We start from the raw sequence: 15,189 nt of genomic DNA, 5'->3' as shown, positions 1-15,189 counted from the left end.
TGTATCTTACCGCTTGTGGGTTCTCCACAAGCGGTTGGTCATTTAACGACTTATACCAAGGAAAACGGTCCTTCCCACCGTACGGTATCGTGTATCGCGAAAGATAAAGATGGTTTCCTTTGGCTAGGCACCTGGAATGGCATCAATCGCTATGATGGAACTACTTTTAAAACGTTCGACGGTATTCAGCAAAATAGTGAATCTTTTTTATTAAGTCGCCGAATCGTACAAATTGTAGATGACGACGACTATTTATGGGTACTGACTTACGATCACCAAATCTATTGGTTTAATAAAAGAACAGAAAGATTCCACGCCTTATCCTCGTTGATAAGTCAATCCCTAGGACGCACCTATCTTTTTAATAAGATATTCCTCTTAACCGATGATTATGTCTGGCTTGGCACAGAAGAGCAGGGTATCGTGGCCGTACCTCGTCGAGACCGATTAGCCAACATCTTACATTACAGCACGAAAAGTTCGACACCCTATCGCATCTCCTCGGATACCATTAATATAGTCCATCAGGATAAAAGCGGGCATATCTGGATAGGAACTAACAAAGGGCTCGATCACCTCCAACTGGTAGGTAAAGAATACCAATCTACAGACAACATATCTGCCAGCGGACCGGTCGTCAAATCTTCCCATGGAAAATGGGGCTCTGCATTCATCGCCAATAATTCCGATATATTATTCGTAAAAGATGGTCAGCATCAAGTGGAACAGATAAACGTCGGCGATGATATTATCCACGCTATCCTTTTCTCAAATTATGGCGATTTCCTATATGCAACGCGTAAAGACGGCTGTTTATTCAGAGTTAACCTATCTACGAAGACCGTAGATAGACTCCTCGACGGACATCAATCTCTCTATGGTATGTACGAGGATGCCAAAGGGAATCTTTGGATAGAACAGGAAGGCAGTGCACTTTATCTGGATCGACGCAGTAATTTACCCCGCATTTTTAAACCGCTATATGCTAAACAGAATACCAAGATTCCGTTTTTTTGCTTCGAAGATGTCAACAATCGCGTGTGGATCAGCATAAGAGGAGGTGGTTTCGGTTACTTTGATGAAAATACGCAGGATGTCAAATTTTCCATAAGCGACATCGGGTCGCAAACCACGGTATTACCGCAATATAATTATCTTTTTTTCTATGATCATAGCGGAGCTTTATGGTTTACTTCTGAGGAGAAAGGATTTGTCAAACTTGTTTTTTCCGATGTTGCCTTTCACCATCATGATCTGTTTATTGACAAACACCGTGCTTTAAATGATGAGGTTAGAAGTTTGATGTTGGACGCATCCGCGAAATTATGGGTGGGAACAAAAGCGGGAAACCTCTATGTCCGGCAGAACGAAAAGGCGATTTCTCTTTTTAATCCTGCCATTTTTAAAGAATCTGACGGTATCTACAGTTTGTTGGAAGATCATGCCGGTAATATCTGGATCGGGACAAAAGCATTAGGATTGTTTAAGGCTGCAGCCAAAGGTGATGGAGGTTATACATTAAGCCGGATTACAAGCGAACAGTGTGGATTAAACGCCAACCAAATATATACTTTGGCCCAAGATCAGAAACAGCGTATCTGGATAGGTACTTTTGATAAGGGATTATATAAATTGGAATATGGTTTTGGAAAGATTGACGTGAAAAAGATCCCCTGGACAAGCCATGCGACACAAAACAGATTATTTAACAAAATCCGCCATATCACTTTTGATCAACGCGGAAACTTGTGGATTGCAACGACAGAAGGATTGGTTGTACATGCCCCTTATGGGGGGACCCGCTTTTTCTTTGATACACCACATCATCCTATAAAACTGGGCGACAATGATATACAATATATTTTTTCTGACGCACAAGGGGCCATGTACCTATGTACATCCGGCGGTGGACTTACTAAAGTAGAAGGCAATCCTTTTGGAGAATTGACTTTCACGAATTTCGGACGGCAGGAAGGACTTTACAATAGTTTTATTTTAGGCGGTACCGCCGATTCTAATGGCAATCTATGGCTCTCCACAGAAGGTGGCTTAATCAAGTACGACAAACACCGTAAACAGTTTATGAACATGGATTCGGGAGATCGACTTAATAGCTTGTCTTTCTCGGAGAAGACAGTGTCCGGAACAGCAGAAAACCGTCTTTTCTTCGGAACTAATAAGGGCTTCCTCACCGTAAACCCCGCCAACATCCATGCAAACACACAGGCTGTCAACTTAGTATTGACAAGATTGTGGATCAATAATGAGGAACGAAATTTAATCGGAGATGAGGAAAAAGCGAATATTCAGTATATCGATAATCTTACACTCCCACACGACGAAAACAACATCAGTATCGATTTTGCTTTAACAGATTTCTATACAGGCAAACCTAATTTCTCATACAGATTATTGGGATTAGATAGCATCTGGCAACAGAACGGTTCGTTAAATCGAGCGACATTCACGAATCTAAAACCTGGTCATTACCTATTTGAAGTAAAAGGGGAATATGATCTCTATACAGCTGGGCCTTTCCGAAGGCTTTCCATTGTCATATCGTCTCCTTGGTGGGCTACATGGTGGGCTTATAGCCTTTATTTCTGCCTCACCATAATCATACTCGCATCCGTCCGCCATTTCGTTAAATCGATATGGCTCTTAAAGCAGCGCGTCATTATTGAGCAAAAGATGGCGGAAGTCAAAATGCGCTTTTTTACGAATATTTCGCACGAATTAAGAACGCCATTAACCCTGATTCTCAGTCCGGCAGAACAGCTACTCAAGAGTAAACAGCTAAATGAAGAAAATCGTCAGTACACGCAATTAATCAACTTGAATGCAAAACGCATGCAACGTTTTGTAGATCAACTGCTGGAACTAAGGCAGATACAGGAGAACAGCTATAAATTGCATAAAGTCTCCACTGATTTTATTTCGCTTGTACATCATGTACTGAATGGTTTCCAAGTTGTAGCAAAAGAGAAAAATATTCGTCTACAGCACAACCTTCCTGACGCAACCTTATTTTTGACAATAGATCGGGATAACATCGAAATCGTCCTGTACAATTTGTTATCCAATGCCTTAAAATATACTTATCCCCATACAGAGGTTATCCTAGCATTTAACGTAAATACAGCGGTAGGTTCTGTAACGCTCTCGGTATGCGATGAGGGGCCTGGTGTTAAAGAGGAGGCTTTGAACGAAATTTTTGAACTCTTTCATGTAGCATCACCTCCCTTCTCCCAATCGGAAAAAAGTTCGGGCATAGGACTATCCCTTGCGAAAGAGCTCATACAGTTACACGACGGCGAAATATGGGCAAAAAATCGTGAAGGTGGAGGTCTGGAGGTTACATTTTCCTTAATGTTAGATAACGAAGAATGTGCTGGACCTAAATCGATACCTATTGTGCAGGAAATTATTGACACATACCCGGAACGCAATACTGGGGAGGGGAAAGAATACGCTGCAACACCAAAAGAATTACAGGAAAAAGTTCTTATTGTCGAAGATAATGAAGAGCTTCGCGCCTTTTTGGTGTCGCAGCTGCGAAAAGACTATCAAGTAATAGAAGCTGGACAGGGCGATACTGGATTATCTGCCGCGATAAACAGTCAGCCAGATATTATCGTTAGCGATGTAATGATGCCCGTTATGGATGGAATAGAATTCGTGAAACAATTAAGAAAGCATACCGAGACAAGTCATATCCCTATTGTTCTGCTCAGTGCGAAGCACGCCATAGAAACGCAGATACAAGGCCTCCAATATGGTGCAGATTATTATATTACCAAACCTTTCCATTTGGATTTTTTATTAGCTTCTATACAGCGTCTTTTAAAACAACGTAAGCTTCTTTTTGAACACATGCTAAATCAACGCGAACTGTTGATATGCACAGATGATATCATTATCACAGACCATGACCGAGAATTTCTCCGGAACGTTATTTCCATTGTGGAGGAGAGAATGGAATGCCCTACGTTGAGTATTGATCAAATAGCCGATTCGCTCAACTTAGGGCGGAATACGTTCTATAAAAAATTCAAAAGTTTGACTGATATTGCTCCTGTCGAGTTTGTTCGTGACATGCGGCTTCAAAAAGCCAAAATATTGTTGGATCAAGGGTTGGATAATATCGCAGAAATCGCCTATCAAGTAGGTTTTAGTAACCCAAAATATTTCAGCACCTGTTTTCGGGAAAAGTTTGGTACGTCGCCTAAGATGTATTTCCAGCAAAAAAAAAACTGCTGAAGGAAATACACTGTAAAATTTGCCTCTCCATATAGGTAGATTTAAAATTTGAACCTTATTAATCAAAATTTGAACCTCTAAAATGGCGGTGTCTCTTATACTTGTGGTGTCTTTTACTGCAATCGGTTGCACTCAAAGACGCTAAAACTATAAACCAACGTAATATGAAACTAAATTTAATCACATCTTCTTTCTTGATCAGTATGGCTTGTTATACCTGTACTGCTCAAGCATCGGGATTAGATCCAGATCTGTTGCTCGAGACCGCGATGGCCCAAAAGCTGATTGACGTCACGGGACGCGTTAATGATACTGGTGGAAATCCAATAGGGGGAGTAACGGTAAGTGTCAAAGGGGGAAATAAAGTTACCTCCACTGATAATTCCGGTCAATATGCATTGCGAGACCTTGAAGAAAACGCCATTCTTGTTTTTATGTATATGGGCAAGCAATCGCAGGAAATTTCTATCGCCGGAAGAACACTTGTCAATGTTGTGTTGGAGGAAAGTTCCTCGACCATAGAAGAGGTTGTCGCTATCGGTTATGGAACAGCCCGACGAAAAGATTTGACCGGATCCGTAGCCTCTATTAATGCAGAAAAGCTAAAAGATCTCCCGACTACCTCTGTTCTCCAAGCTATTGCAGGAAGGATGCCAGGTGTACATGTCACCGTTACCGAAGGGTCTCCGGATGCCGATATAAAGGTCCGTGTCCGCGGAGGAAACTCCATCACGCAAGATAACTCTCCGCTATATATCGTGGATGGTTTCCGGGTTGCCAATATCAATGATATTCCCATGACCGACATCGAGACGATCGACGTATTGAAAGATGCTGCATCGACTGCCATCTATGGGTCAGAGGGAGCCAATGGTGTAGTTTTGATCACGACTAAGTCCGGTAAAGGAGGTGCGCCCAGGATCGCGCTAAGTTCGTATTTAGGCGTCAGTAATGTTTACAACTTGACAGAAGTATTATCTCCTTACGAATACGTCTATTGGCAGCGGGAACTTGATCCTTCCACTTCCGCCAATAACAGTTTCAATTCCATGTATGGGCTATGGGAAGATCTGGATATCTACAAATCCAAAGCAGGTATCAACTGGCAAGATCGGCTTTACGGCAATACCGGTATACAGCAGAATTACAATGTTGGACTTAGCGGGGGTGACCAAGATGGTAGCTTAACGTATAACATCAATTATACCCGGGACGATGAGGATTACATTATGCTAAACTCTGCCTATCAACGTGATTATGTCAGTGCCAAACTCAATAAAAAAATCAGTCCCAAATTATCCTTCGAGTTCAATTCCCGTATGTCTAACACCGAGATACAGGGCCCCAGCATATCCGATGGACGAAAACTCCGGGAAGCCGTTAAATATGCCCCGGTACGTAGTTTAGCCTCCTTGACCGAGGATGCCCTTGGCGGTGCAGAAGATATCACCTCGCCGGAGGCTTTAAGTTCTTTGCGGGATCCTGTCGTGAATGTGGAAAACGAATATAAAGATCAAAATCGTTTTAACCTCACGTTTAATGCTGGTTTCAACTGGAAAATTATCGATGGGCTGAGCTTTAGCACCAAAGGATCCTTTGGCTATAACAAAGATTTTACGGATAATATCTGGGTACGGGGCACGGGGCAGTCAAGCTCTAACGGCGGACAGCCCGTGGCGCGTAGAGAAGATAGAAAAGGAACCTTGTATTCTATACAAAACGTACTGACATATGATTTCAATCTGCAAGAAGATAAGCACCGCTTCACCATAGTGGGTGGGCAGGAGATCACGAACAGCCAACGGAACGATATGTTAATGGAGTCCAAGTTCTATCCCGAAGACTTCACACCCCAAGACGTACTGGCGATGTGGAATTACGGCACACCGCAACCTACCTATACCACCATTGGTGAGCCATCCCGGACTTCCTCCTTCTTTTCTCGGGTCAACTATACGTTCCGTGATCGGTATATCTTAACGCTAACCGGAAGAGTAGATGGCAAGAACGTTTTTGCGCCGGGTAACCGTTGGGGTTTCTTTCCCGGTGCTGCTTTCGCCTGGCGTTTCTCCGACGAAGATTTTATGGAGAATACGCGTAGCTGGTTATCTGATGCAAAATTACGCTTAAGCCGTGGAGCGGTGGGCAACGCTAGAGTAGGTTCTTATTGGCGACAGGAATATGGCTTCGTTACCGGAGGTAATCAGCTGTATTACATCGGTGAAACGCCCCAAAGTGCATTACGTACACAAAACACGCTCAAAAATGAAAACTTAACTTGGGAAAGCACGGTCTCTACCAATATAGGTTTAGATTTAAGCTTCTTGAACAGCCGGTTCAATGTCACCATCGATGCGTATAATAATATTACAAACGACCTGATTCTTCAAGTTCCTCTTCCTTCCAGTTCCGGCTACGCAAATCAATACCAGAACATCGGTAGCACGTCCAATAAGGGATTAGAGTTTTCCGCTTCGGCTGTGTTGATGGAGAAAAAAGATTTTCGCTTATCGGCTGACTTCAATATCTCGTTCAACCGAAATAAAATCCGGGCGCTTATCGATGGATTGGACGAGATGAATACGCCCGCCTCGGCATGGTTGGATTTTGGGCGGGATGATTTTCGAGCTATAGTAGGACAACCTGTCGGGCTGATGTACGGATTTCTTTCAGATGGCTATTATACTTTCGATGATTTTCATTTTGATGGGGATCAAAATAAATGGATCTTGAACGATGGTGTGGTCGACGCTTCCCACGTCATGTCCCGTTCGGGCAATTATTTTGGACCGGGTCATATTAAATTAAAAAAAGTAGGGGGAGAGGGAACCGTTGTCAATCCAGACGATGACCGGGTAGTTATTGGTAGGGCGCAACCTAAACATACGGGCGGCTTTATGCTGAATAGCAGTTACAAAAATTTTGACTTGGCGGCGATGTTCAACTGGTCTTACGGAAACAACATCTATAATGCAGACAAAATTGATTTCACCGCCTATGAGGGTTCGAAACGCTACCAAAACCTGAGTGCAGATATGCGCCTATCGGAGCGTTTCACCACCATTGACCCAGCTACCGGATACAACATCATGTTTGGAAACGAAGCGAATCCCGAGATGTTCCGGGCATTAAACGAAGGAAAGACCATGTGGAATCCCATGGCAGCCAATGCGCGTATCTTGACCGATTGGGCTATCGAAGATGGTTCGTTTTTACGGCTGAGCAACCTAACCCTCGGTTACACCTTGCCTTCACATATCGCCAACCGTTTGCTTATGCAAAACCTACGGGTATACGTTGCGGGGTATAATCTACACGTGTGGACAAAATACACCGGACAGGATCCCGAAGTAGACACCCAACGGAATGCATTAACCCCAGGTGTAGGATATTCCGCATATCCGAAATCTAAAAAAGTGTTGTTTGGATTAAATGTTACATTTTAAAGAGATGATGAAAATGAAAAAGATAATAGGAATAATTTCTGTCGTGTTCGTCACGTTTTTCACCGCCTGTGAAAAGTATTTAGAAACAGAATCGCCGTCTTCGTTGAGTCCGGAGACCGTATTCAATACCAGCTCCATGGCAAAAGCGGCCGTCATGGGACTTTATGGACGGATGACAGATGCGTATATATACGGTCAGAAGCTTGCCGTCAACTGGCAAGGTGTTTCCGACACAGAGTCGAATGGAGCCTTTAGCGAGACCAACTATGTCCAACCGACCAGTGATTATGGTGCCGGCAACTTTTTTGGTGACGCCAACAATCAAACCACCCGCTGGCAACGCCTTTATGAGTTCGCCGAGATGGCGACGGCTGTCGTAGATGGCATCCGTAACTCGCCCATTTTGGAAAGCGATGCCGCTACGATGAAGCCACTATTAGGGGAAGCGTTAACACTCAAATCATTGGCTTTCTTTGAGATTGCTCGCTATTGGGGAGATGCGCCTTATAAAAAAGAAGCTTCTAAATCTGATCTTTCCAACGTATATTCCGGAAAATCAGACAAAGATACCATTTACCATTATCTGGTACAGGATCTAAATGAAGCCCAGTCATATCTACCCTATAAAGGTGCTACTGGCGAATACGGCACTGTAGAGCGTATCACCAAAGGCTTCACAAAAGGTCTGTTGGCAAGGGTAGCGTTATTTGCCGGAGGCTGGTCGTTAAGGGACGCGAGTCTATTCCCCAACTCTACGGCGGAAAGACACCCTACCATTCCCGAAACCAACGGTTACTACGTAGGACGTCCGAAAAACTGGCGTGATTACTATGCGATTGCCGCCCAGCATACGGCAGAGCTGATTGGCTCGCCCGACAACCCACACGCCTTAGATCCAAGCTTTCAACATATATGGGAAACCGTATGTGGTGGCCAATTGAACAGCTTCAATGAAAATCTTTTCGAAGTTGCTTTCGGTATGGGACAAAATGGTGATATCGGTTCGTTGATGGGCTACGCGGTCGCAGGCGGATCTAAATACGGATCGAGAGGCTTCGGCGGTAGCTATGTAACCTCTACCGCTTACTATTTTTACTCATTCGACCGCGAAGATCAGCGCCGCGATGTAACGTTGACCTGGATTGGATACGGTGGAGATAACAAGGAAAATGTGAGCACCAACCCCTATGATGTCAAATTTGGAAAATGGCGGATATATTGGATGTCTGATGCCTATTTGGCGATGCATAAAACCGCTAGCGGAAGGATTGCTACCGGTGTGAACTGGATTTTGATGCGCTATTCGGACATCTATCTGATGTATGCCGAAGCGTTAAGCCAATTAGAAAACCCAGACGCCGTGCACGAAGCTGCCGGCATGTCCGCACGCCAAGCCCTAGAAAAGGTTCGCGAAAGGGCTTTCGGCACCGGATCGGCAAAGATAACCCAATATGATCCCAACTTCCTAAATGCGGTTATCAACGAGCGTGCTTGGGAGTTTGGAGGAGAATCAATCCGAAAACAAGACTTGGTGCGTTGGGGATTGTTATATGAGAAAATCGAAGACATGAAGAAAGCACTTTGTCTCATGTACGACAACACAAAACCTGTTACCATATTTGACAAAACCTATCAACCCTCGGATTTCCCCAAAACCGTCTACTACCGGTTCCGGAACGCAGAGTATATAGATCAAAGCTCATTAAACTATTATGGCGATCTCCCCGCTAATCCCGGAGGGGATTGGTTGTCTGTCTCTTGGTTTCCAAAAGCAGCGGAGAAGCCTGCTACTGTCGAGCAGGGCCGTACCTACAACTACACGATGTGGCCCGTGAGAACATTATTGGCAGGAACAGGCTTGATGGTTTCATACGACTATTCGGAATTTCTATCTACACTGACCTATGGAACCGAAATCCAGAATTTACTGCAACAATATAAGATGGGGAACGGTGTATGTAATTATCGTTATCCGTTCGCAATCTATGTGGACGATATCCGTGAGTCAAGAGGTTATTTGGAAAATTCATATGGATATTAATGCCTAGAGGAAAACAGTCATGAGAAAGATGTTAATAAATATGACCATGCTAGTTGCAATGGCACTAGCTATGTCAAGCTGCGAAAAGAAAGTCAACGATTGGGATGTCGACCCTTCCCATGCTGGGCTCTTCCGATCACTAAGTTTCGAAACAACCAACATTGGAGCTACCGATGTAGAAATCGGCTATACCCAAACCGTATCGGCTAACAAATATGTTTTTGAGTTCAGCAAAGACAGTTTAGAATTTAACGAGATTGTCAAAACGGTAGAAATTCTAGCGGATACACTCACGCCCTTTGCTCCATCCACCACACCAACACGTGTGGTCTACCGCACGATATTCGAGGACTTAGACGGAACATCTCCTTACTCCGTACGCATGAAAGGCATCAATACGGAGACCGGTCAAGAGTCGGGCTATGTGGAGCTATTTTTTAGAACCATGGCGGAGCAATTGTTTTCCGGTGCCGATATATCCTTAGATCGGATTACGATGCACTGGCCGGCAACCGACAATGTGACCCATATTGTGGTTACCGATCCAATAAACGATGATAGCGAGGTAAAACGGGTAGATTTGACAGCTTCCGATAAAACAGAGGGGGCTGTAACGATTACCGATCTTCAGCCCGGTAAAATGTATGCGATTTCCATCTATAACGACGATGTTTTACGCGGTACCCGGGTTCTTGTAACCTCGGGCATATCCGGAGGTGATATCATTCCGGTCTCTCCGGGAGATGATATCCCCGCCATGGTCGCGGCGGCACTGGCAGCAGGGAAACAAAATATCATTTTAAATTTTTCGGGAGATCAACCCTATGCCCTTGGTTCCGTGACATTACCTTCTGGTATTAACAGCGTCAGCTTAACCGGAACGGCGAATGCCGACGGGAAAAATCCAGTATTGCAGATCAGTTCTTTCAAGCTTTCGGATGCACAGTACGGTAGGGTTATTTTTGAGAATGTGGATATTCACGCTATTAACGGAAGCTCTTTCCTCATCACCTCCGAGCAAGCAGGTATGCAGACTATGGGCTACTGGTTCATCAACTGTTATATCGAAGGATTTGGTAACGGTGTCGTACGCTTGAATAATGCCGTCAACGTGAATCGGATTGAGTTTGCTAACTGTAGAGTTCATAAAAATGGAGGCTGGGGTGTTGTAAATGTGGGTGGAAGTGAGGCTGTTGTCGATTCCATCAAGTTTACCAACAGTACGCTGACCGATCTTTCCACACAGCTTATGGATGTACGGGTTGCGGTCAAAAAGATTGTTGTACAGAACTGTACATTCTACAATCAGAACGCTGCTATGAGCCAGTTGTTACGTTTTGACACGAATAGGCTCCCGTTAGAGCTGCAGGCTGGGAACAATATTATTTCAGGCACAAACAGTGGCGCGAAACTGAATGCAACCAGCTACGACCATGCAAACTTCGGTCTTCCGGTCTCCTTTGCAGGTAGCTATCGGACGAATGAGTTTGAAATAGAAAGGGATTCTCGTGGATTTGCAGATATTACACTCTTCAGCGGTAGTGCTGCCGATCTTTTTGTGGATCCAGATGCCGGCGATTTTAGGATTAAACCCGGCAACGGGTTTGGCGGTCGCGGAACAGCTGGCGATCCACGTTGGATTGAGTAAAAAAAAGATATGCCCCAGATTGTTCCGATAAAGTCTGCGGGCATATCTTCTCGGAAAAAATAACACAAAAAACAAATAGAAAATATCACCTCTTATAGTCTATATAAATATCGTATGATTTCAACATTAAAAATAAAAAATTATATGCCGGGTATCTCGATGCTATGCTCCATCCTCCTCATAGCCATTTATCCTACGCTGATAGCCTGTTCTAAAAGTGCGGAAACATCGGATGAAACTACGCCAATAGAAGAAGAAGGCAAAACGATCAAAGCAGATGCAGTTGTAGCCGCAGATGGTACGGGGGATTTCACATCCTTACAAGATGCGATAAATGCCGCACCAAATAATAGGACAGAATATTACTACATCTATATTAAAAAAGGCACCTATAAAGAGGTCATTACGATTCCGCAAACCAAAGATTATATCTATTTAATAGGAGAAGAGACCGCAATGACCGTTTTAACGTATGATAATTATGCCAGCCGTCGTAAACCGGATGGTTCTGAATATGGTACGAGCGGTTCAGCCTCGTTTTTTGTACAGGGCAATCATTTCGTCGCCGAAAAGATAACTTTCGAAAATACGGCCGGCATCGATGCTGGACAGGCGCTAGCGATCAATATTAGCGGTGCTCGTTCCTCTTTCCGCAATTGTAGGTTTTTAGGCCATCAGGATACGTGGTATGCAGGTAATGGAACCTATCAATATGTCAAGGATAGTTTTATCGAAGGTTCTGTCGACTTTATTTTTGGTGGGTCTACAGCGTTTTTTGATCATTGCCAGTTGGAGAGTACCCGAAATGGTTACATTACGGCTGCATCTACTCCAGAAGATCAGACCTACGGTTATGTATTTCATCATTGTACCCTTACTGCTCGCCCGGAGATAACTAGCAGTTCCGTCTACCTCGGTAGACCCTGGCGCCCGAATGCAAAGGTTATATTCATCGAATGCGCTATGGACAAGCACATACAGCAGGCTGGTTGGCATAATTGGGGGAAACCTGACAATGAAAAAACCGCATTTTATGCCGAGTACAAATCTACCGGTGCCGGTGCGAGCATAGATAACCGAGTTTCATGGTCTCATCAACTGACGATGGAAGAAGCCAAGCGCTTTACGTATGAGAACGTTATCGGCGATCAGCACCCTAAATTTGTGATGGAAAAAATCCAGATCAATTAATTTTCCCTATATATAATCGTATGCAGAAATCCTTAATCACATTTTGCCTTCTCTTATTTGCACAATACACCATGGGGCAAGAGCGAATAAACCTTTGGGAAAGAAATAATATACCGAATGCTAAAGGTATCGCCTTGCACGACAGCATTGCAAATGAACGCATTTATCAGGTCGCAGAACCTCGGATACAGGCATTTTTCACATCTTCACAAGAAAATAAACGTGCTGCGGTACTGATTATACCAGGAGGGGGATATGCTCGTTTAGCCTACGAAATCAGTGGTTATCAATTAGCAAAATGGTTCAATACGATGGGCATGCATGCGTTTGTATTAGAACATCGTATGCCACAATCTCCGGACGTTATAACACCGCATCTGGCACCATTACAAGATGCGCAACGGGCAATACGCATCATCAAGCAAAACGCCGTATCATGGGATATAGATATCGATAAAATCGGTGTTATGGGCTCATCAGCGGGAGCACATCTTGCGGCGACATTAAGCACGTGGAACCAAGACGTATCCATTGTAGGCGATACGTTGGACAACTATGATTTTAAACCCGCTTTTCAGATACTGATCTCTCCCGTTATTGATATGGGCGAATTTGCCCATAAAGGAAGTCGGGAGAATTTACTGGGTAAACAACCAACAAACGAGCTATTAAAGCAATTTAGTCTGCAACATCAGGTAGATACAGAAACGCCGCCGGCGTTTATCGTGCATGCGTTCGATGATCCCGCTGTACCCGTAAAAAATAGCATATTGTATGTTGACAGTCTATTTACCAAGGGTATATCGACATCCCTGCATATCTTCCCACAGGGGAAGCACGCCATCGCCCTGCGAAACAACCCGGGATCGACATCCCAATGGGTTACGCTTTGCGAGGAATGGTTAATTGAAAATGAGAAACTATAAAAAAGAAACATGTTTTTGAAACAGAAAAGAAAAGTTTGGATCGCCACGAGTATATACGTTTTATCGATGTTGAGCACGCGTGTGGACGGCCAGACTCAACCAACAAACAGCCCTTACAACTGGGATAATTTACCCGAAATTCAGCAACCCATGTTTCGGAAGGACACCCTCGATATTCGAGATTTCGGGGCGAAAGGAGATGGCATGACCCTCAATACCAAAAGCATCAACGATGCGATAGCTGCCAGCAACCAAAATGATGGAGGGGTTGTACTTATCCCCGCCGGTTACTGGCTGTCGGGTCCTATTGAATTAAAAAGTAATGTGAACCTGCATTTAGACGACAACGCTTTCCTACAGTTCACGACAGACTTTGATCAATACCAGATTGTAGAAGGGAACTATGAAGGCAAACCATCTGCCCGAAACCAGTCCCCCATCAGCGGAAGAAACTTAAAAAATATCGCTATTACAGGAAAAGGTACCATAGACGGCAACGGCGATGCCTGGCGTATGGTTGGAAAAGGAGCGCTAACAGAAAGAGAGTGGCGTGATAAGGTTGCCGCTGGTGGACTGATCAGTGATGATGGTAAAACTTGGTTTCCTTCGGAAAAAACAAAGCGAGCACACGAAGAAAAACGATCTGTTTTGTTAACGGAAGGTAAAACGTTAGCGGATTTTGAAGATATTAAAGATTATTTACGTCCCAACTTACTCGTTTTAACGAATTGTGAAAAGGTCTTATTGGAGGGTGTTACATTCCAAAACTCACCTGCGTGGAACCTACATCCACTCATGAGCCAGCATATAACGATGAGGGATGTCAAAATCAAAAATCCCGACTATGCCCAAAATGGAGACGGCATTGATATTGAATCCTGCTCCAATGTACTCATTGAAGATTGTATTTTGGATGTAGGTGATGATGCGATCTGTATCAAATCCGGAAAAGATGAAGAAGGGCGTAAGCGCGGGATTCCTACAGAAAAGGTCATTATCCGCCGAAATAAGGTATATTTAGGACACGGTGGATTTGTCGTGGGTAGCGAGATGTCTGGAGGAGCACGCGATATTTTTGTCGAAGATTGTACGTTCATGGGGACCGACAAAGGAATACGTTTTAAAACGACACGTGGGCGCGGAGGGATAGTAGAAAACATTCATATCCGTCATATAAACATGTCGGATATTGTTGACGAAGCCATTTTCTTTGATATGTACTACTGGACCAAACCACCAGAAGCAAACGAAATACAAGAAATTCCACCCGTAACAGTGGAAACCCCGCAAATCAGAAATATATTCATCGAAAACATCAATTGTAATGGCGGAAAAGTAGGTATTTTCGTACGTGGGCTGCCAGAAATGGCTGTACAGCATATCCACATGAAGAATTTAAACCTGACCGTGAATAAAGGAATTGAAATAAAAGATGCACAGCATATTACGATAGAAAATGCGATGCTAAATACCCAGACGGAAGCACCTTTATTGTATATCGAAAGTGCAAAAGATCTTGCATTTAAAGGGTTGCAATTCGATAAGAAGCAACCACAGACCGTTGAAGTACATGGTTCTAATTCGTCTAATATTGTGATTAAAAACACGCCGATTGATAGGGGCAGTATGAGTTTCCATCATGGGGCAAGTAAAGAAGCGGTACAATTTAATTAAAAA

7 protein-coding genes are annotated in these 15,189 nt (G+C 43.8%); all 7 read left to right on the top strand.

The window, feature by feature from the left end:
- Window positions 1-15: 15 nt before the first annotated feature.
- The 7 genes from EWE74_RS14890 to EWE74_RS14860 all read left to right on the top strand — a co-directional run bounded on the left by EWE74_RS14890 (window position 16) and on the right by EWE74_RS14860 (window position 15,186).
- Window positions 16-4,260 carry a hybrid sensor histidine kinase/response regulator transcription factor gene (locus tag EWE74_RS14890; RefSeq protein WP_165384730.1) on the top strand — a complete coding sequence of 1,415 codons (4,245 nt, stop codon included), beginning with the start codon at window positions 16-18 and terminating at the stop codon, window positions 4,258-4,260.
- A gap of 164 nt (window positions 4,261-4,424) precedes the next feature.
- The gene (locus EWE74_RS14885) at window positions 4,425-7,706 is read left to right on the top strand and encodes a SusC/RagA family TonB-linked outer membrane protein (RefSeq protein WP_206365242.1); all 3,282 of its coding nucleotides are present in this window, start codon (window positions 4,425-4,427) and stop codon (window positions 7,704-7,706) included.
- Window positions 7,707-7,719: 13 nt separating this feature from the next.
- Window positions 7,720-9,747 (top strand): RagB/SusD family nutrient uptake outer membrane protein, encoded by a 2,028-nt coding sequence (locus tag EWE74_RS14880; protein ID WP_130142298.1) that lies wholly within the window; start codon window positions 7,720-7,722, stop codon window positions 9,745-9,747.
- A 40-nt stretch (window positions 9,748-9,787) separates the two neighbouring features.
- Window positions 9,788-11,395 carry a DUF5123 domain-containing protein gene (locus tag EWE74_RS14875; RefSeq protein ID WP_165384729.1) on the top strand — a complete coding sequence of 536 codons (1,608 nt, stop codon included), beginning with the start codon at window positions 9,788-9,790 and terminating at the stop codon, window positions 11,393-11,395.
- A gap of 114 nt (window positions 11,396-11,509) precedes the next feature.
- Window positions 11,510-12,586: a pectinesterase family protein gene (locus EWE74_RS14870; protein WP_239018671.1), complete on the top strand. Its 1,077-nt coding sequence runs from the start codon at window positions 11,510-11,512 to the stop codon at window positions 12,584-12,586.
- Window positions 12,587-12,606: 20 nt separating this feature from the next.
- Window positions 12,607-13,512, top strand: a complete 906-nt coding sequence (locus EWE74_RS14865; protein ID WP_130142296.1) for an alpha/beta hydrolase — start codon at window positions 12,607-12,609, stop codon at window positions 13,510-13,512.
- 15 nt (window positions 13,513-13,527) lie between these two features.
- Complete coding sequence (locus tag EWE74_RS14860; protein WP_239018670.1) at window positions 13,528-15,186, top strand: glycoside hydrolase family 28 protein; 1,659 nt, start codon at window positions 13,528-13,530, stop codon at window positions 15,184-15,186.
- Window positions 15,187-15,189 lie beyond the last annotated feature (3 nt).

Source organism: Sphingobacterium corticibacterium, assembly GCF_004208525.1.
GTDB classification, from domain to species: Bacteria; Bacteroidota; Bacteroidia; order Sphingobacteriales; family Sphingobacteriaceae; genus Sphingobacterium; species Sphingobacterium corticibacterium.
Note: the sequence above shows the minus strand (reverse complement) of the source record. Positions and strands in the feature narration are given on the sequence as shown.